Origin of the sequence: Microtetraspora sp. AC03309 (assembly GCF_020826795.1) — a bacterium.
Classification (GTDB): Bacteria; Actinomycetota; Actinomycetes; order Streptosporangiales; family Streptosporangiaceae; genus Microtetraspora; species Microtetraspora glauca.
Genome location: NZ_JADDIL010000022.1, coordinates 27,593 through 44,564, shown reverse-complemented (window position 1 = coordinate 44,564; position 16,972 = coordinate 27,593). Strand labels below are relative to the sequence as shown.

Genomic DNA, 16,972 nt, shown 5'->3' with positions numbered 1-16,972 from the left:
AGCGTACCCGCGCGGCCGTCACGGGCTCCGGGCGGTCCCCCGATCACCAGTCGCGTTCGTCCCGCTGTTCCGGACGCAGCCGCTCGCCGGTCGTGTAAACCGGATCCTGCACGTACGGCCGGGTCAGGGAGGGGTCGGTCTGGCGCGCCGGTGACGTGCCGAGGCCCAGCGGATCGTTCGGATCCACCCCTTGGTGCGGCGGCTGGTGCGGCGGCTGCTGCTGGCCCTGGTGTTGCCCCTGCTGGGGGTAGGGCTCGGGATCGAACCGGTACGCCGGCCGTCCCGGCACCGGAGAGGGGAACTGGTACACCGGCTCCCCCGGGTCGTACGAGCCCCCAGAGGAGTCGGCGGGCCGGGACGCCGCGTCGTAGGACCGCGCCCCCTGGTCGTACTGGCCCCTCTCGTAGCCCGGGTCGTACTGCCCCTGGCCGGTCTCGTACTGGCCGTAGGAACCGGGGGACGGCTCGTAGGGCAGGGAGTCGCCCACGATCATGTTCTCCCTGGGGACGCTGTCGCCCGAGGAGGCGCCACGCCGGTCCCTGCCGCCGGGCGCGCCCCTGGCCACCAGCACGTCGTTCGGGCCGAGGGCGGCCGGCGCCGGCTCCTGCTGGTACGGCACCGGCTGGCCGTAGTCGGGGTCCTGCTGGCCGTAGCCCTGGTCGGCCCTGCCGTAGTCCGGCCCGGCCTGCGGATAACCGCCGTCCTGCTGGCCGTAGCCCTGGTCGGGACCGTAGCCCTGATCCGGCTGGCCGTAGCCCTGGTCCGGGCCGTAGCCGGCGTCCGGGTGCCCGTAGCCGGCGTCCGCCTGGCCGTAACCGTCCGCCTGGCCGTAACCGTCCTGACCGTAACCGTCGGGTCGGCCGTAGCCGCCGTCCGGGCCGGCCTGCGCGTAGGCGGGAGCCTGCGGCTCCGGCTGGTACGGCACGGCGCCCTGGCCGGGCTGGGCGTACCCTCCCTGGCCCTGCTGGGGCGGGTATCCCTGCGCGGGCGGCTCGGTGAGCTGCGGGCGGGTGTACTGGCCGGTTCCGGGGTACTCCCCCGCGTCGAGCCGGCCCGTGTCGACCTGGTGCAGCGGGCCGGTCCCCGGGTCGTCGGCGTACTGGCCGCCGGCCTCGGTGAAGCCGTCATCGAGGGTGTCGATGAGGCGTCCGACGTCGTCCATGGGCATGCGGAAACTCGCGGTGCACATCTCGCCCCGCCAGAGGCTCAGGACGAGCGTTCCCTCGTGCCAGGTGACCCGGAGAACGCGGTCCTGGCCGCGGGCGTCAAAGAACACCTCACCGAACGATGGCAGTGGGACAACTTCCGACATGGCAGACATAGTGCCTTTACCTGCCCTTATCCGTCCACTCGACCACGGGAATCCCTACAGAAACGCCAGTTCCAGTGCCGTCCCGGACCCCCCGCGCCCCGCCGGGTAGATCACTTTTGACCATCAGGGGCATGCTCGCCAGTGTGCCATGCGGCTCGCCCAGCCGGACCGGGAACGCCGGGATGTGCCGACGCGGTCACGCAACGAATGTCGGCGGCAGCAGGTAGCGTTCTCCCGTGCCATCCACTGACTCCAAGATCGCGCTGCCCCCTGTCGACGAGCTGCTCACCGCGGCGGTGACCGGCCTCGGGGGCGCCGAGCGGCCCGGTCAGGTCACGATGGCGCGAGCCGTGCAGGAGGCCGTGGAGAGCGACCGGCACCTGGCCGTCCAGGCGGGCACCGGCACCGGCAAGTCCCTCGCCTACCTCGTCCCCGCGATCAGGCACGCCATGGAGACCGGCGACGCCATCGTCGTGTCGACCGCGACGATCGCGCTCCAGCGCCAGCTCGTCGATCGCGACCTGCCCCGGCTGGCGGACACGCTGGAGAAGCATCTGCCGCACAAGCCCGAGTTCGCGATCCTCAAGGGCCGGCGCAACTACCTCTGCCGCCACAAGACCGGCGCCGGCATGCCCGACGACGAGGACGACCAGCTCTTCGACCCGCGTGAGGTGAGCGCCACCGGGCGGATGGTCCAGCGGATCCAGGAGTGGGCGAACGAGACCGAGACCGGTGACCGGGACGAGCTGGTCCCCGGCGTCAGCGACCTGGCCTGGCGGCAGTTCTCGGTGCACGCCAAGGAATGCCTGGGCGCGCAGCGCTGCCCGAGCGGCGCCGAGTGCTTCGCCGAGCTGGCCAGGCAGCGCGCGGGCGAGGCGGACGTCGTGGTCACCAACCACGCACTGCTGGCGATCGACGCGATGGAGGACTTCCCCGTCCTGCCCGAGCACGACGTCGTGGTGGTCGACGAGGCGCACGAGCTGGTCGACCGGGTGACCTCTGTGGTCACCGACGAGCTGTCGGAGGCCGGTGTCGCCCTGGCGGTCCGCCGGGCGGGCAGGCTCGTCGAGCAGGGTGTGGCCGACCGGCTGAAGGAGGCGGGCGAGGATCTCGGCGCCCTCCTCGCGGCGGCGCCGCCCGGGCGGGTCGACGATCTCCCCCAGTCGCTCGGGTTCACCCTCGCGCTCGTCAGGGACGCCGCGTTCGCCTGCATCACCGCCCTCGGGCCGCGCAACAAGGACAAGGACGATCCCGACAGCGCGGGGGCGCGCAAGGCGGCGTTCATGGCGCTCGACGAGACCCATGACACCGCGCAACGCATGCTCGACGCGTTCGGCGCCGAGTCCGAGGCGGACCGCGCCGAGGTGGTCTGGCTGGACGCCGGGCACGGCAGGGTGCCGCCGACGCTCCGGGTGGCCCCGCTGTCCGTGGGCGGCATGCTTCGCGACAAGCTGTTCGGCGACCGCACGGTGATCCTCACCAGCGCCACGCTGGCCCTCGGCGGCTCCTTCGACGGCATGGCCCGCCAGTGGGGCCTCCCCGACGACGACTGGACCGGCCTCGACGTCGGCTCGCCGTTCAACCACCCGCGCAGCGGCATCCTGTACGTCGCCAAGCATCTCCCGCAGCCGGGCCGCGACGGCCTTCCGGAGGCGTACCTCGACGAGATCACCGAGCTGATCGAGGCGGCGGGCGGGCGGACCCTGGGGTTGTTCTCCTCGATGCGGGCCGCCAAGGCCGCCACCGAGGCGCTGCGCGATCGGCTCGACGTGCCGCTGCTCTGCCAGGGCGACGACTCCACGTCACTGCTGGTCAAGCAGTTCGCGGCCGATCCGGCGACCTGCCTGTTCGGCACGCTGTCCCTGTGGCAGGGCGTGGACGTCCCCGGTCCCTCGCTCACACTCGTGATCATCGACCGGATCCCGTTCCCGCGTCCGGACGACCCGCTCGCCTCGGCCCGGCAGCGGCACATCGCGGCCAAGGGCGGGAACGGCTTCATGAGCGTCGCGGCCACGCACGCCGCGTTGCTCCTCGCCCAGGGCGCGGGCCGGTTGCTGCGGTCGATGACCGACCGGGGCGTCGTCGCCGTCCTCGACCCCCGGCTGGCCACCGCGCGGTACGGCGGCTTCCTGCTGGGCTCGCTGCCCCCGTTCTGGCGCACCACCGACCCGGCGAAGGTACGGGAGGCCCTGCGCCGCCTCACCGCCTGAGCCCCGCCCGCCGTGCCGCGGCCGCCGGGAGCGTCCTGAGATCCGGCGTCCCGCGACTCAGGTCCGGGCCAGTGGGACGATCGGATCGCCGACGCTGATCTTCCCCGGGGTGCGCGGGACGAGTCGGACGCCGAACCAGGTCTTTCCGTCCCACCTGCGGTGCCTGGCGAGGGTGCGGATCGGCTCCTTGCCCTTCACCCACGTGTCCGGGTCGATGGTGGTGACCGCGCAGCGGTCGCATATCTCCGACATCCGGAACTCGACGTCGCCGATGCGCACCTCCGTCCAACCGTCCTCCTCGTACGGCTCGGCGCCCTCGACGACCACGTTGGGCCGGAACCGCGCCATGGCCAGCGGGCCCGGGGGTTCCTCACCGCGCTGCACCGCCCCTGCGGAGATCCACTCGTCGAGCAGCCGGAGCGAGGACGCCGACGTCAGGAGCAGGGGCGCGTCCCAGGCGAAGCTGACCACCTCGCCGGGCAGTCCCCCGTGCTTCGGATCGATGGTCCGGCGCCGGGGGTCGTCCAACCAGACCAGGCGGGCCGGGCGGCCGAGCAGCTCGGAGAACCAGGCGTGGGCCGCCTCGTCGGCGGTGACCGCCCGGTCCAGCCCGGTGAAGCCGACGGGGACGCTCTCTCCGGTCGCGGGCGGCACCACGAGGTCCGGCAGCCCCGGCGCGGTCAGGGAGAGCCCTCCGTGCGCCAGATTGCGCGCCGTCACCGAGAGCATGCGGGGGAACTCGCCCAGCCAGAGGTTCGCACCGTCGTCACCGATCACGGCCCACCGGCGGTCTCCGTCGAGACCCCAGGGCTCGATGGATGCGTGGTCGACCCGCACACCAGAAGCCGACTTTAGGGGATAAATGTGGATATCACGGAGGTGCATGACCGAACGATAGAGCGCTCTCTCGGGAACCACCACCGGCCGTCACGCCGATGTCGCCGGACCGGTCCGCCCGCGCATCACCGCAGGGCCGCCACCACCCCTCGTGGCACGTCGGCATATCGCCGCCCGCCCGCCTGCGATCCGGCCTCGTTCACGGGTACACCGGCGGAGACGCGCACTCCGATGACGTGAACCCGAGAGGCGACGCGCGGGGCGCCTCAGACGTCAGGAATCGAAGGGTTCGAGCAGCGGCGTCATCAGCTCGTCGGCCATCTCGGTCGCCGCCCTTGCGGCCTCACCGACCGCCTCCATGATCGCTTCCACGAGAGCCTCGGAGCCCAGGCGCATGGCCCTCGGATCGATGTACAGACCGGTCAGGGCGCCGGTCGCCAGCACGTCCGCCCGGACGTGACCCCCCGCGGCCTCGCCCCTGCCCCGCACCTCGGCCAGCCTCCGCCCGACCTCCTCCGCGCGCTCCATGTGCTCCTGGAGTCCGGCGAGCACACGGTCGGCGTCGGGATCCCCGGTCGGGGAGAACGGCATCATGGTCTCTCCTGTATTCCTCGCCCGGAGGCCGGATGTCCGGCCGGACGCCCGGTCACGGCCCGGCCGACGCGGGCGCGTTGACCGGCTTGGCCGTCCGGGCGCCGTGAATGATGATCTTGGCGATCCACTGCTCCAGCGTGGGCGCGGACATGTCGCCCTGAAGGGCGTTGTCCGTCACGGTGTACATGCCGGATCCGGCGAGCCTGGACAGGAGGTTGCCGGTCGGGCTGACGGGGACGCGGGCCACCTTCGTCAGGTCGTAGACGCCGTTGAAGGCCATGTTCGCGGCGAACCCGCGCCCGAACTGCTCCGCGTTCACCCCAAGGGTGGTGACCTCGTTGCCGCCGAGGTCCTTCCGGACGCCGGCGAGCTCGAAGATGCTCCACTGGATGACCTGCTGGCCACCGGCGTAGGCGAGGCTGTCCCCCAGGTAGTAGAACGAGTTGTAGATGATCTTTTCGACGCTCAGCTTGAAGAGCTTCTTCTGCAGGATCGCGCGGCCCTTGAACGCCTTCTCGATGACCGCCTTCTGGACGAGGGAGCCGACTCCGGCGGTCCCCCACCCCCAGGCGACGGTGAAGAGGATGTTCACGAACATCTGGATCGCGAGCACGACGAGCACGTAGCGGGTGATCTCCACGGCCTTGGCGTACTCGCGGCACGCCTTGGCGACGGCCCGGCAGTATGTCGCGACGTCGCCGGGATAGGCCGCGAACCGGCCGGTCCACATGTTCCGGAACTCGTCCACCGCCGGACCGGAATTGCTCTTGAGAACCTGGCCGACCGCGTCGTTCGCGTCCTTCCTGGTGCGCTCGATCGCCTCGGCGAGGTCATCCCAGATATCGGCGGCTTTGCGCAGCCTGTCCGGATCTCCTTCGGGCCAGCTCACCGCGAGCAGCGAGGTCACGAGCCCGGCCCCGCCCAGCGTGCCGATGCCCATCGCGCTCGCGAACGGATGGGCCTTGACGAAGCCCAGGGCCGGGCTCATTCGAGTTCCGCCGGCGTCACCGGGACCGCGATCTCCGGCCCGTGGATCTCGGTGACGAGGGCGACGACGGACGCCCAGTTGGCCCCGTCGACGTTGACCGCCATGGCGTCGAGATTGTCGCCGATGGCGAGGTAGCCGTCCCGGACGTGCGCGACGTGCTCCGCGGCCTCCTTGACCGCGGCCCGGTAGCCCTTGCCCTCCTCCGTGCCCGCGAACTTCTGGCCCACGTCGTCACCGCCCCAGAAGTTGCCGAGGCTTCGCAGGCTCTGCATGGCCTGGGTGAACGCCGCCTCCAGCGCGTCGCGTTGGTCCCGGAACTCCCCCGCCTGCCTCTTCAGGCTCGTGGCACTGACGTTCGTCTCATCCTGGCCAGGTTGTGGCAATCCGACCTCCATGCCGATACACCACGGAAAGACGCAGAGGACTTTAGTTCTCCCCCGTTACGCCAAAGTTCACCTAGCCGTCAATTCCCTATTAACTAACCGTCAACACCACGATTTCGTTACAGAATGGAGGAATCTCCGACGAAAGGAGTCAGGTCGGGGCGTTTCGGATCGAGGCCGTCTCCCGAGGAACGTCCGCTGAGACGACGGCCGATCCACGGGGCGAGGTGCTCACGCACCCACTGGGCGTCCTCGCGGCGTTTCGCCCTCGCGTCGACGTTCTCCCTCGGCGGCCACACCGTTCGCCAGGAGTCCTCGGACGGCACGCCCAGCACGTCGAGGACCTTCGCGGCGACCATGCGGTGGCCGTGCTCGTTCATGTGCAGGCGGTCGTCGCTCCACGCCCGCCAGTCCCGCAGGCCCTGCATCGACCACTGGTCCACGAGGCGACAGCCGTACAGGTCGGAGATCGAGCGGATGTGCAGATAGAACGTGGCGAACTTGCCCCGCACCCGCCGCATGATCGGCGTGTCGCGCGGGTCCACACCGGTGAAGAGCAGCACGTCGGCGCCGGTGCTCCGCAGGTCGCGTACGGCCCCCGCCAGCTTCTTGGCCATCCGGTCCGGATCGCTGCCGGGACGCAGCAGGTCGTTGCCTCCCGCGCAGAAGCTGATGAGGTCCGGCCTCATCTCCACGGCCAGGGGCACCTGGTGCTCGACGATCTGGTCGAGGAGCTTGCCCCGCACCGCGAGGTTGGCGTACCGGAAGCCGGGCTGCACCTGGCCGAGACGCTCGGCGACGCGGTCGGCCCAGCCGCGGAAACGGTCCGCCTGCCCCGGGGTCGGGCCCGTCGTGCCGACGGGGGGATCGTTGAGCCCCTCGGTGAAGCTGTCCCCGACGGCCACGAACGACGTGTAGGCCACGTCCTACCCCCTTGTGTCGATCCGCCCCCTGCCGTTCGCGTCCGGCACGACACGAATCAACCGAGCTTTCGGCTAATTTTCCCCATGCCGGTCAGCTGGACGAAACGCGGGGGTATCACTCCGGTCACAAGGGTCCGGCGGAGTCACTCCGGCAGTTCGGCGATCGCCTGCAGCGCGAGGACGTACGATCGCATCCCGAATCCGGCGATCGTGCCGGTGGCGACGGCGGCCACGACCGAGGTGTGGCGGAACTCCTCCCGGGCGTTCGGGTTGGAGATGTGCACCTCCACGAGCGGAGCCGTCCGCTGGGCGATGGCGTCCCGCAGCGCGTACGAGTAGTGCGTGAACGCGGCGGGGTTCAGCACGACCGGGATCTTGCCGTCCGCCGCCTCGTGGATCCAGCCGATGAGCTCCGCCTCGTCGTCGGTCTGCCTGACCTCGACGGAGAGCCCCAGCTCACGGCCGGTCGCCCGGCAGAGCGCGGCCAGGTCCTCCAGGGTGTCGGCGCCGTACACGTCCGGCTCACGGCTGCCCAGGCGCCCCAGGTTGGGACCGTTCAGAACCAGCACGGGCCGCATCGGCGCACCGCCTTCTCGTAGAAGCCGCGGACAGAGGAGCCGCGAGCAGGGAAACCGCGGACACGAAATCCATGGTCACGGGAGCCATGGTCACGGGAGCCATGGTCACGGGAGCCGTGAACGCGGGTGGGACGCCACGAGGTCACCGCGCGACCTCGTGGTAGGCGGCCTCCAGCAGCTCCTCGGCCGGGTCCTCCAGACGGGACGGCCGGGCCAGCCCGTCCAGGACCACGAATCGCAGCGTGGCCCCCCGGCTCTTCTTGTCGATCCGCATATGGTCGCGGAGCGCGGGCCACGCCTCCCGCCGGTACGCCGTGGGAAGGCCGACGGACGTGAGGATCGACCGGGTCCGGTCGACGATCTCGCTGCCGACGCGCCCGTCGAGCCGGGACAGCTCCGCGGCGTACACCAGGCCGATCGCGACGGCCTCGCCGTGCCGGATGCGGTAGTCCTCGACCCGCTCGATGGCGTGGGCCAGTGTGTGGCCGTAGTTGAGGATCTCCCTGAGCCCGCTCTCGCGCAGGTCGGCCCCGACCACGTCGGCCTTGACCTGGACCTTGCGCTCGATCAGCTCGCGGGTGTGGCCGCCCTCGGGGGTGCACGCCCCGGCGGGGTCGTCCTCGATCAGCTGGAGGATCACCGGGTCGGCGATGAAGCCGCCCTTGATGATCTCGGCCAGACCCGCGACGTAGTCCTCGCGCGGCACGCTGACCAGCGTCGCGAGGTCGCACAGGACGCCCTTCGGCGGGTGGAACGAGCCGACCAGGTTCTTGCCCTCGGGGGTGTTGATGCCGGTCTTGCCGCCGACGGCCGCGTCGACCATGGCGAGCAGCGTTGTGGGGACCTGGACGACCTGGACGCCGCGCAGCCAGGTGGCCGCCACGAACCCGGCGAGGTCGGTGGTCGCTCCCCCGCCGACGCCGACGACCGCGTCGGACCTGGTCACGCCGTACCGGCCGAGCGCCGACCACAGCTCGGCGGCGACGTGGACGGACTTGGCCTGCTCGCCGTCGGGCACGGGAAGTGCGACCACCTCGTATCCGGCGGCCTCCAGCACCCCGCACACCGGGCGGGAGATCTCGGGCAGGCTGGCCGGGTGGATCACCGCGACCGTGCGGGCGCCGGCGCCGATGAGGCCGGGCAGCTCGCCCAGGACGCCGGTGCCGACGACCACGTCGTACGGGCTGTCGCCCCGCACGGCGATGCGGGTGGCGGTCACGGCGCCACCTCGCGGGAGCGCGGAGAGCCGGGGCGGCGCGCGGTCATGCGAGCTCCTTGACGATCTCGGCGACGATGTCGGCCGGCTCGCGCTCGTCGGTGACCACGATCACCTTGGCCAGCCGCTCGTAGATCGGGCGGCGCTCCTCCATCAGCTTCCTGAGCTGGCTGCGCGGGTTCAGCACGAGCAGCGGGCGGGCGGAGGCGAGACCGACCCGCCTGACCGCCTGGTCGAGCTTCACCTGGAGGTAGACGACCTGGTGCGCGGCCAGCGCCTCCTGCGTCGACTGGTCGAGGATCGCGCCGCCGCCCAGCGAGAGGACGCCGTCGTGCTCCTCCAGCGCGGCGCGTACGGCGGCCGCCTCCAACTCGCGGAAGCGCGCCTCGCCGTCTTCGACGAACACGTCGCTCACCGGCTTGCCCGCGACCACCTCGACGTCGGCGTCCGTGTCGCGGAAGCCCACACCGAGGTACCCGGCCAGCAGGGTGCCGATCGTCGTCTTGCCTGATCCCGGCGGCCCGATGAGGACCGCGGCGGGCCGCCGCTGTTCTGCCGATTGCATGGTCACGAACCTTATCGAGCCTTATCCCGCCTGGCGTACGCGGATGTCGTGGGTGTCCTGGGTGCCTTGGATGTCGTGGGTGTCGTGGGCGTCGTGGGTGTTGGGGGTGTCGTCGATGTCGTGGAGCTCTCTCGCGGTCATCGGGCGGCTTACTTGATGATCAGCGAGGAGAGGTAGCCGGACAGGTTCCTGGCGACCTCCTCCACCGAGTCGCCGCCGAACTTCTCGATCGCCGTGTCGGCGAGCACCAGGGCGACCATCGCCTCGGCGACGATGGCGGCGGCGGGCACCGCGCACACGTCCGACCGCTCGTGATGGGCCTTGGCGGCCTCACCGGTCACCACGTCGACGGTGGCGAGCGCGCGGGGCACCGTGGAGATCGGCTTCATCGCGGCGCTGACCCGGAGCGGCTCGCCGTTGGTCATGCCGCCCTCGATGCCGCCGGCCCGGTTGGTGACCCTGCGCACGCCCTCGGGTGTGTTGACGATCTCGTCGTGGGCACGTGAGCCCGGACGCCGGGCCGTCTCGAACCCGTCGCCGACCGCGACGCCCTTGATCGCCTGGATGCCCATGAGCGCGCCGGCGAGGCGGGCGTCGAGGCGCCGGTCCCACTGCGCGTAGCCGCCCAGGCCCGGCGGCAGGCCGTACGCGACGACCTCGACCACGCCGCCCAGCGTGTCGCCGTCCTTGTGCGCCTTGTCGATCTCGGCGACCATGGCCGCGCTCGCGGCCGGGTCGAAGCAGCGCACCGGATCCTCGTCGATGGCGGCGAGGTCCTTGGGCTCGGGGATCACGCCTTCGGGCGCGGCCGCGCCGCCGATGGACACCACATGGCTGACGATCTCGACGCCGAGGGCCTGCTTGAGGAAGTTGCGGGCGACCTGGCCGAGCGCGACCCGAGCGGCGGTCTCCCGCGCGCTGGCCCGGTCGAGCACGGGTCGCGCGTCGTCGAAGCCGTACTTCTGCATGCCGGCGAGGTCGGCGTGGCCCGGCCGCGGCCGTGACCTCGGCGCGTTGCGCGCCTGGCCTTCGAGCAGCGCGGGATCCACCGGGTCGGCGGCCATCACCGTCTCCCACTTGGGCCACTCGGTGTTGCCGATCCTGACGGCGACGGGCGAGCCGAGCGTGCGGCCGTGCCGTACACCGCCGACCACGGACACCGCGTCCTGCTCGAACTTCATCCGCGCCCCGCGGCCGTAACCGAGGCGACGGCGGCGCAGCGCCTCGTCCAGGTCGGCCGTGGTCACCTCCACCCCGGCGGGCAGGCCTTCAAGGATCGCGACGAGTTCGGGGCCATGGGACTCCCCGGCGGTCAACCAGCGCAGCATGATGACAAGTCTTCCATGTGTCCCACAGTGCGACGTCCCACCTGCTCACCAGGCGAGACGGCGATCGCGCGCCGCACCCCGCGCCGCACCCCGCACCGCACCCCGCACCGGACCCCGCACCGGGCAACGCGTGAGGCAACGCGTCAGGTCACGGGGAGCACGACGGCGAACAGCGCGGCGCCGAGCATGAAGGGGCCGAACGGGAACTCGCTCGTACGGGTCGCCCTCCGGGTGATCAGCAGCCCCACGGCGTACAGCGCGCCGAGGACGTGCGCCCCGACGGCGGCGAGGATCACGGCGTTCACGCCGACGGCTCCGGTCACCATGCCGACCAGTCCCGCGAGCTTCACGTCGCCCAGGCCCAGCGCCGCGGGGCGGACGAACCACAACACGGCGTACGCGGCGCCGAGGGCGAGCCCGCAGAGCAGCGCGACGCCGAGGCGGCCGGTGGGCGCCAGCAGGACGGCCAGGGCGGGATAGGACGGCAGGGTGATCGCGTCCGGGAGCCGCCGAGTCCGCCAGTCGATCACGCTCAGGGTCACCCCCGCCGCCGCCGCGTACAGCAGGACAGCGGTCATGATCGTCACGCCGCCCCCCACACCGGCCGCCACACCGGCCGCCGGTCCGCCGGTCCCGCTCGCGGACCGCCAGGTCACCAGGCCGAAGACTCCGGCCATGACGATCTCCACGACGAACGGGCGGCGTGGGAGTGGCGTGATCCGCGTGGCCCGGGCGAGGGCGTCGCGCGCCTCACGGAGAGGGACGTCGGGATGCTCGCCGAACCCGTCGGCGAACGCCCGCGCGTACGCTCCCACGATCAGCCCGGTCAGCCCGATCAGCCCGATCAGGCAGGCGGAGACAGGGGCGACGACGGCGAGGGGCACGCCGTGACCCTAACGCGCCGGCGAAGGATCAGGACCGCTTGCGCTGGAACCAGCGACGCCGGGGCGCGGCCTCACCGATCTTGGTGACCGTGATCCCGGGTATGGCGTCCGCGAGGTCGTCCAGGGCCGAGGGATCGCGCTTGACGTCCTCGATCGCGGCCAGGGCCCGCAACATCCCGCCCTCGATCACGAAGGGGATCGGCCCGGCCACATCGATCACCACGGCCGCGGCGTTCTCCAGGCGCGCGGCCTGGCACACCTGCGGGCCGGTCGCCTGGATGGGCCGAGCGTCCGGGCGCCACATCGTGAGCGCCTCGGTGCCGGTGAAGGCGAGGACGGCCTCCCGCCCGTCCTTGCCGACCAGCTTCGGCAGCGCCATCTCGCTCTCCTTCTCCCGCTTCAGCCCGTGATCGCCGATCTCGGACTCGGTGAGGAGCGCGACCACGGGCACGAGCAGCCGTGCCCGGCTGATCGCCGGGAGGACGTCGGCGGCGGAAGCCGTACCGGCCTGGAACGCGGAAAGGGCGGAGGCGACGGCGGCGTCCGCGCTTCCGTCGTCATCGGGCGCGAGCGGCTGCGGAATGGTCAGCACGATTCGCGAGCCTACCCGCCCCCATGCCCCCTCCCCACACCGGTGGAGGGGGCCCGGGACGTCGCTCAGGACAGGTCGGCGATGGCGATGACCGGGCCGCCGCCGGAGGGCCCCTGGTGCACGGCCGCGACCGAGACGAAGATCGCCGGGTCGCCCGTCACCGCGGCCGCGACGCCGCCGACGGTGGCCTTGATCTGGCGATGCCAGTGCACGTCGGAGTCGTCCAGCATGATGTTGCGGCGGCCGCGCACCCGCCCCGAGGGGTCGGCCTCGCACTTCATGAAGACGTTGACCAGCTTGTCACCCAGGTCGCTCGGGTGGGGCCGCTCGGGAAGCTCGATGCCCGCGTCACGGATCGCCTCCCAGATGCCGTCGGCGTCCAGCGCGTCCTTCATGACGGAATGCCCGGCGCGGTAGTGGCCGCCGATGCCGCGGACGTTCCCGACGACGACGATCTGGGCCTGGTCGAGTTCGACACCGGACGAGCACGAGGCGACCGACGAGTAGAGCGACAGGTCCTTGTGGATCTGCTCGGCCGCGGGCATCTCGATCTCCCCGAGCGCGACGGCGATGCCGAGCGCGGTCGTGGAGTTGGAGATGTCCATCGACTTGAGCGTGTCCTCGGTGACGACCGTGTGGCCGCGCTCCTTGGCGTCGGTGATCGTCGCGAGGGTCAGCAGCGGCGTCTTGGTCTGCACGTAGTGGACGTCGGCCGGGTCGTCGATGCCCGCGATCTTCATGGCCTCGCGGACTCCCCTGGCCACCTTCTCCACCATGGCCGGGCGGCCGATGTCCTCGGGGAGGATCACCTCGCTCATCGCCACGCCGACGCTGACCCGCGGCTCGTCGGTCTGTACGGCGGTCGCCGGGTCGACGGTCGCGAAGATCGTGGCGTGCGGGCTGAGCACGCCGTCGGTGCCTCCGGACCAGACGAGGGGAACCTGCTTCACCTCGTCCTCGGTCCGGGTGCCCTTGCTGACCAGCACCTCGCGGAAGGCGCGGTCGGCCAGGATGCGGGTGTAGTCGTTCACCCCGCCGTTGCCCTCGGTCTTGCCGATCACCGCGAGCACACGGTCGGCCTCGATCACTCCGTCGTCGATCAGTTTCGCGAGCCCGGAGGCGTCGGTGACGCTCTCGATGGCGACCTTGCGTACCTCGATCGGATCCGGCATCTCCTGCACCTTTCGTTGTGCGACTCGTTGTGCGGCCTGCCCGGTACTGCTGACTTCACCGCTGCCGCGTGGCTGACTTCACCGCTGTGTGCGCCGCCGGTTCGGCGGCCGGTCTCGGACCGGAGTCCCCGCTCATCTCTCGAGAATCGTCCCGATGATCCCGGTGGCCCCGGCCGTCTCCCCAAGGGCGGCGCCGATGTGCTCCAGTGAGGTGATCACCGCTCGGCGGCCGCCGTCCCCGACGAAGCGCAGCGCGGCCTCCACCTTCGGTCCCATGCTGCCGCTCGCGAAGTGCCCGGCGGCCTGCAGGAACCGCAACTCGCCGACGCCGACCCTTCCGATGGGCCGTGCGGTGGGCGTGCCGAACCCCGCGACCGCGCCGGGGACGTCGGTCGCGATGACGAGCGACGTCGCCCGTACGGCTCTCGCCAGCACCGCGGCGGCGAGGTCCTTGTCGATGACCGCCTCGACGCCGTCCAGCGTCCCGTCCGGGGTGCGGACGACCGGCACCCCGCCGCCCCCGGAGGCGACGACGGTGTATCCCGCCTCCATCAGGGCGATCGCCGCGTCGGCGTCGAGGATCTCGATCGGTTCGGGCGAGGCGACGACCCTGCGCCAGCCGCGCTCGAAGTGTTTCCAGGTCTGGCCCAGCTTCTCGGAACGGCGGGCGTCGTCCTCCGGGAAGTACTGGCCGATCGGCTTCACCGGGTCGGCGAACGCGTGATCGTCCCGATCGACCAGGGTTCGGGTCACCACGGCGGCCACCTTGGCCGGCAGCGGCGCGAGCGCGCGTTCCAGCGCGTTCATCATCAGCGTGCCGATCGTGCCCTGCGTCTGCGCCACGCACCAGTCGAGCGGGACCGGCGGCACGACGTGCGCGGCGAGCTGGTTCTTCAGCAGGATGTTGCCCACCTGCGGCCCGTTCCCGTGCGTGAGCATCACCTCGTGCCCGGCCCGGATCAGAGCGGCGACATGCGCCATGGCCTGCTCGACCGCCAGGCGCTGGTCCTCCGGTGACGCGCTCCCGTCGGGAGACGTCATGGCGTTTCCGCCCAGTGCGATCAGTACGCGTTCGCCCACATCGCGAAACTATCCAGCGGGCGACCGGGCTTCATTGGCGACATTCGCCCACCGGTGCCCCATCCTTCGGCAAGCCTTGCGTAGAAGCCGAAAGCGGGTGGGCCCCACAAGGGTGCCCACCCGCTCCGGTTGTACCTGCCACACCGTTCACGACCCCTTGCGGGGCCTACCGTCTCATCCCCCGACGGAGACGGATTCAGCCTCGATCGTCGTCGCGACGGCGTTGACCACCGCGGCGATCCTGACCGCTTCCTGCACCTGCTCGCGCGACAGGCCCGCGTTGCGTACGACCTGCTCGTGCGACTCCAGGCACTTGCCGCAACCGCCGATGGCGCTCACCGCGAGGCTCCAGAGCTCGAAGTCGAGCTTCTCGACGCCCGGGTTGCCGATGATGGTCATCCGCAGCTTCGCGGGCATCGTGGCGTACGTCTCGTCACCGATCAGGTGCGTCGTCCGGTAGTAGACGTTGTTCATCGCCATGATGCTCGCGGCGGCCTTCGCCGCGGTGAAAGCCTCGGCCGACAGGTAGTCGGCGGCGTCGGCGGACACTTCGGCGATGACCTTCGGCGACCTCGTCGCGATGGCGGTGGCGAGCAGCGTCCCCCAGAGCTGCTGCTCGGTCAGCGACGACGTGGTGACAAGGGAGCCGAGGTTGAGCTTGACGTCCTTGGCGTACGCCGGAAGGGCGTTCTTGAGGTTGTCGATCGACATCAGCCGGCCAGCAGCGTCTTGGCGTCGAGACCCTGGTCGCCCTTGTTCCAGTTGCAGGGGCAGAGCTCGTCGGACTGGAGGGCGTCGAGGACCCGGAGGACCTCCTTCACGTTCCGGCCCACGGAGCCGGCGGTGACCATCGAGAACTGGATCTCGTTGTTCGGGTCGACGATGAAGGTCGCGCGCATGGCCACGCCGTCCTCGCCGAGGACGCCCAGCTCGGACGACAGCTCACGCTTGATGTCGGACAGCATCGGGAAGGGAAGGTCGCGCAGGTCGGGGTGGTTCTTGCGCCACGCGTGGTGAACGAACTCGGAGTCCACGGACGCGCCGAGGACCTGCGCGTCACGGTCGGCGAACTCGTCGTTGAGGCGGCCGAACTCGGCGATCTCGGTGGGACAGACGAAGGTGAAGTCCTTCGGCCAGAAGAAGACGACCCGCCACTTGCCTTCGTAGGACTTGTGGTGGATGGTCTCGAACGCGCTGTCGGCGTCCAGCGAGACGCAGGCGGTGAGCTCGTATTCGGGGAACTGGTCACCAACGGTGAGCATGTCAGGCACCTTCCTGAGGACGACGTTGTCGTGCTCAGATTGCCGCACATACCATTGATCCGAGAAATCGAGCAGTCGGACTAATCTGAGAGGTGATTCTTATCAGTGAGGCGGTGCCCACCATCGCCCAGCTGCGGGCCTTCCTCGCGGTGGCCAATCACCTCCACTTCCGGGAGGCGGCCGCCACGCTCCGGATCAGCCAGCCGGCGTTGTCGAGCGCGGTTTCCGCCCTGGAGGAGATCCTGGAGACCCGCCTGCTGGAGCGTACGACCAGAAAGGTCCTGCTGACGCCGGCGGGCGAGCGGGTGAGCCTGCACGCGGCGCGGATCCTCGCCGGCCTCGACGAGCTGATCAGCGACGTCGCCGAGACACGCGAGCCGTACAGCGGCCCCGCCCATCTCGGGGTCATCCCGACCGTCGCGCCCTACCTGCTGCCGCTGCTGCTGCCCATGTTCGCCAAGGACTTCCCGCGCCTCAAGCTGACCGTGCACGAGGCCAAGACGGAGACGATCCTCGAAGAGGTGCGCGAGGGCCGCCTCGACATGGTCCTGCTCGCCCTGCCGACCGACGCGAACGGCCTGGTCGAGGAGCCGCTCTACGACGAGGACTTCCTCCTCGCCCTGCCATACGATCACCCGCTGGCGGGCGACGACACACCGTTGAGCCGCGAGGCGCTGAAGGGGCTCGACATCGTGCTCCTCAACCAGGGGCACTGCCTGCGCGAACAGGCCATCGACGTCTGCCGCGAGGTCGGCACGAAGGCGACGATGACGACCTACGCGACGAGCCTGCCCACGCTGGTCCAGCTCGTCGCCGGCGGTCTCGGCGTGACGCTCATCCCCGAGCTCGCGGTCCCGGTCGAGACGGGCAAGCGGGTCCGCATCGCCCTGCGCCGGTTCGCGCGCCCGCCCGGCCGTCGCATCGGGCTCGCCTATCGCGGCACCTCACCCCGCGCCGCAGAGTACGCCCGGCTGGCCGCGGCGATCCGGTCCGCCGTCCGGGCCAAGCGCTTCCCCGTCCGCCTCGTCTGACTCCGACACTTCGGTGC

18 protein-coding genes are annotated in these 16,972 nt (G+C 71.0%); 2 read left to right on the top strand and 16 right to left on the bottom strand.

Features of this window, described 5'->3' with window-relative positions; genetic code table 11:
- Positions 1-43: 43 nt before the first annotated feature.
- Positions 44-1,312 carry a hypothetical protein gene (locus IMZ11_RS45925; protein ID WP_305075877.1) on the bottom strand — a complete coding sequence of 423 codons (1,269 nt, stop codon included), beginning with the start codon at positions 1,310-1,312 and terminating at the stop codon, positions 44-46.
- A gap of 236 nt (positions 1,313-1,548) precedes the next feature.
- On the opposite strand from IMZ11_RS45925, the gene IMZ11_RS15380 reads away from it, so the two are divergent.
- Positions 1,549-3,522, top strand: coding sequence for an ATP-dependent DNA helicase (locus tag IMZ11_RS15380; protein ID WP_228641921.1), 1,974 nt, complete (start codon positions 1,549-1,551; stop codon positions 3,520-3,522).
- A 57-nt stretch (positions 3,523-3,579) separates the two neighbouring features.
- Here the strand turns inward: IMZ11_RS15380 and IMZ11_RS15375 are convergent, their stop codons facing one another.
- The 15 genes from IMZ11_RS15375 to IMZ11_RS15305 form a co-directional block, all read right to left on the bottom strand.
- A complete protein-coding gene (locus IMZ11_RS15375) occupies positions 3,580-4,407 on the bottom strand; it encodes an MOSC domain-containing protein (RefSeq protein WP_228641919.1) in 828 nt (275 codons plus the stop codon).
- A 225-nt stretch (positions 4,408-4,632) separates the two neighbouring features.
- Positions 4,633-4,953 carry a YbaB/EbfC family nucleoid-associated protein gene (locus tag IMZ11_RS15370; RefSeq protein WP_228641918.1) on the bottom strand — a complete coding sequence of 107 codons (321 nt, stop codon included), beginning with the start codon at positions 4,951-4,953 and terminating at the stop codon, positions 4,633-4,635.
- A gap of 52 nt (positions 4,954-5,005) precedes the next feature.
- Complete coding sequence (locus tag IMZ11_RS15365; protein ID WP_228641915.1) at positions 5,006-5,941, bottom strand: hypothetical protein; 936 nt, start codon at positions 5,939-5,941, stop codon at positions 5,006-5,008.
- A complete protein-coding gene (locus tag IMZ11_RS15360) occupies positions 5,938-6,336 on the bottom strand; it encodes a hypothetical protein (RefSeq protein WP_228641913.1) in 399 nt (132 codons plus the stop codon). Before IMZ11_RS15360 ends, IMZ11_RS15365 begins: the two co-directional genes overlap by 4 nt.
- Positions 6,337-6,443: 107 nt before the next feature.
- Positions 6,444-7,247 carry an SGNH/GDSL hydrolase family protein gene (locus IMZ11_RS15355; protein WP_228641911.1) on the bottom strand — a complete coding sequence of 268 codons (804 nt, stop codon included), beginning with the start codon at positions 7,245-7,247 and terminating at the stop codon, positions 6,444-6,446.
- A 143-nt stretch (positions 7,248-7,390) separates the two neighbouring features.
- Positions 7,391-7,825, bottom strand: a complete 435-nt coding sequence (gene aroQ / locus IMZ11_RS15350) for a type II 3-dehydroquinate dehydratase (RefSeq protein ID WP_061255426.1) — start codon at positions 7,823-7,825, stop codon at positions 7,391-7,393.
- Positions 7,826-7,967: 142 nt separating this feature from the next.
- Complete coding sequence (aroB, locus tag IMZ11_RS15345) at positions 7,968-9,044, bottom strand: 3-dehydroquinate synthase (RefSeq protein ID WP_061255425.1); 1,077 nt, start codon at positions 9,042-9,044, stop codon at positions 7,968-7,970.
- Positions 9,045-9,087: 43 nt separating this feature from the next.
- Positions 9,088-9,606, bottom strand: coding sequence for a shikimate kinase (locus IMZ11_RS15340; protein WP_228641909.1), 519 nt, complete (start codon positions 9,604-9,606; stop codon positions 9,088-9,090).
- Between the two features lie 149 nt (positions 9,607-9,755).
- Entirely contained in the window at positions 9,756-10,934 is a 1,179-nt protein-coding gene (gene aroC, locus IMZ11_RS15335) for a chorismate synthase (RefSeq protein WP_061255424.1), read from the bottom strand.
- Between the two features lie 143 nt (positions 10,935-11,077).
- The gene (locus tag IMZ11_RS46210) at positions 11,078-11,818 is read right to left on the bottom strand and encodes an A24 family peptidase (protein ID WP_228641907.1); all 741 of its coding nucleotides are present in this window, start codon (positions 11,816-11,818) and stop codon (positions 11,078-11,080) included.
- A 28-nt stretch (positions 11,819-11,846) separates the two neighbouring features.
- Positions 11,847-12,410 carry an SseB family protein gene (locus IMZ11_RS15325; RefSeq protein ID WP_228641905.1) on the bottom strand — a complete coding sequence of 188 codons (564 nt, stop codon included), beginning with the start codon at positions 12,408-12,410 and terminating at the stop codon, positions 11,847-11,849.
- Between the two features lie 65 nt (positions 12,411-12,475).
- The gene (locus IMZ11_RS15320) at positions 12,476-13,582 is read right to left on the bottom strand and encodes a ring-opening amidohydrolase (RefSeq protein ID WP_061255421.1); all 1,107 of its coding nucleotides are present in this window, start codon (positions 13,580-13,582) and stop codon (positions 12,476-12,478) included.
- A 132-nt stretch (positions 13,583-13,714) separates the two neighbouring features.
- Positions 13,715-14,662 (bottom strand): carbamate kinase, encoded by a 948-nt coding sequence (locus tag IMZ11_RS15315; protein WP_228641903.1) that lies wholly within the window; start codon positions 14,660-14,662, stop codon positions 13,715-13,717.
- A 174-nt stretch (positions 14,663-14,836) separates the two neighbouring features.
- Positions 14,837-15,373, bottom strand: coding sequence for a carboxymuconolactone decarboxylase family protein (locus IMZ11_RS15310; RefSeq protein ID WP_061255420.1), 537 nt, complete (start codon positions 15,371-15,373; stop codon positions 14,837-14,839).
- On the bottom strand, positions 15,373-15,924 hold the full coding sequence (locus IMZ11_RS15305) for a peroxiredoxin (protein ID WP_228641901.1): 552 nt from the start codon (positions 15,922-15,924) through the stop codon (positions 15,373-15,375). Before IMZ11_RS15305 ends, IMZ11_RS15310 begins: the two co-directional genes overlap by 1 nt.
- A 92-nt stretch (positions 15,925-16,016) precedes the next feature.
- Between IMZ11_RS15305 and IMZ11_RS15300 the strand changes: the two genes are divergently transcribed.
- A complete protein-coding gene (locus IMZ11_RS15300; protein WP_228641899.1) occupies positions 16,017-16,955 on the top strand; it encodes a hydrogen peroxide-inducible genes activator in 939 nt (312 codons plus the stop codon).
- The last annotated feature ends 17 nt before the right edge of the window (positions 16,956-16,972 follow it).

Coding starts and splice junctions, on each gene's coding strand:
- IMZ11_RS15340 (WP_228641909.1), bottom strand. CDS start 9,606: ATGCAATCGGCAGAACAGCGGCGGCCCGCCGCGGTCCTCATCGGGCCG.
- IMZ11_RS15375 (WP_228641919.1), bottom strand. CDS start 4,407: ATGCACCTCCGTGATATCCACATTTATCCCCTAAAGTCGGCTTCTGGT.
- IMZ11_RS45925 (WP_305075877.1), bottom strand. CDS start 1,312: ATGTCGGAAGTTGTCCCACTGCCATCGTTCGGTGAGGTGTTCTTTGAC.
- aroC (WP_061255424.1), bottom strand. CDS start 10,934: ATGCTGCGCTGGTTGACCGCCGGGGAGTCCCATGGCCCCGAACTCGTC.
- IMZ11_RS15360 (WP_228641913.1), bottom strand. CDS start 6,336: ATGGAGGTCGGATTGCCACAACCTGGCCAGGATGAGACGAACGTCAGT.
- IMZ11_RS15305 (WP_228641901.1), bottom strand. CDS start 15,924: ATGCTCACCGTTGGTGACCAGTTCCCCGAATACGAGCTCACCGCCTGC.
- aroQ (WP_061255426.1), bottom strand. CDS start 7,825: ATGCGGCCCGTGCTGGTTCTGAACGGTCCCAACCTGGGGCGCCTGGGC.
- IMZ11_RS15370 (WP_228641918.1), bottom strand. CDS start 4,953: ATGATGCCGTTCTCCCCGACCGGGGATCCCGACGCCGACCGTGTGCTC.
- IMZ11_RS15365 (WP_228641915.1), bottom strand. CDS start 5,941: ATGAGCCCGGCCCTGGGCTTCGTCAAGGCCCATCCGTTCGCGAGCGCG.
- IMZ11_RS15320 (WP_061255421.1), bottom strand. CDS start 13,582: ATGCCGGATCCGATCGAGGTACGCAAGGTCGCCATCGAGAGCGTCACC.
- IMZ11_RS15310 (WP_061255420.1), bottom strand. CDS start 15,373: ATGTCGATCGACAACCTCAAGAACGCCCTTCCGGCGTACGCCAAGGAC.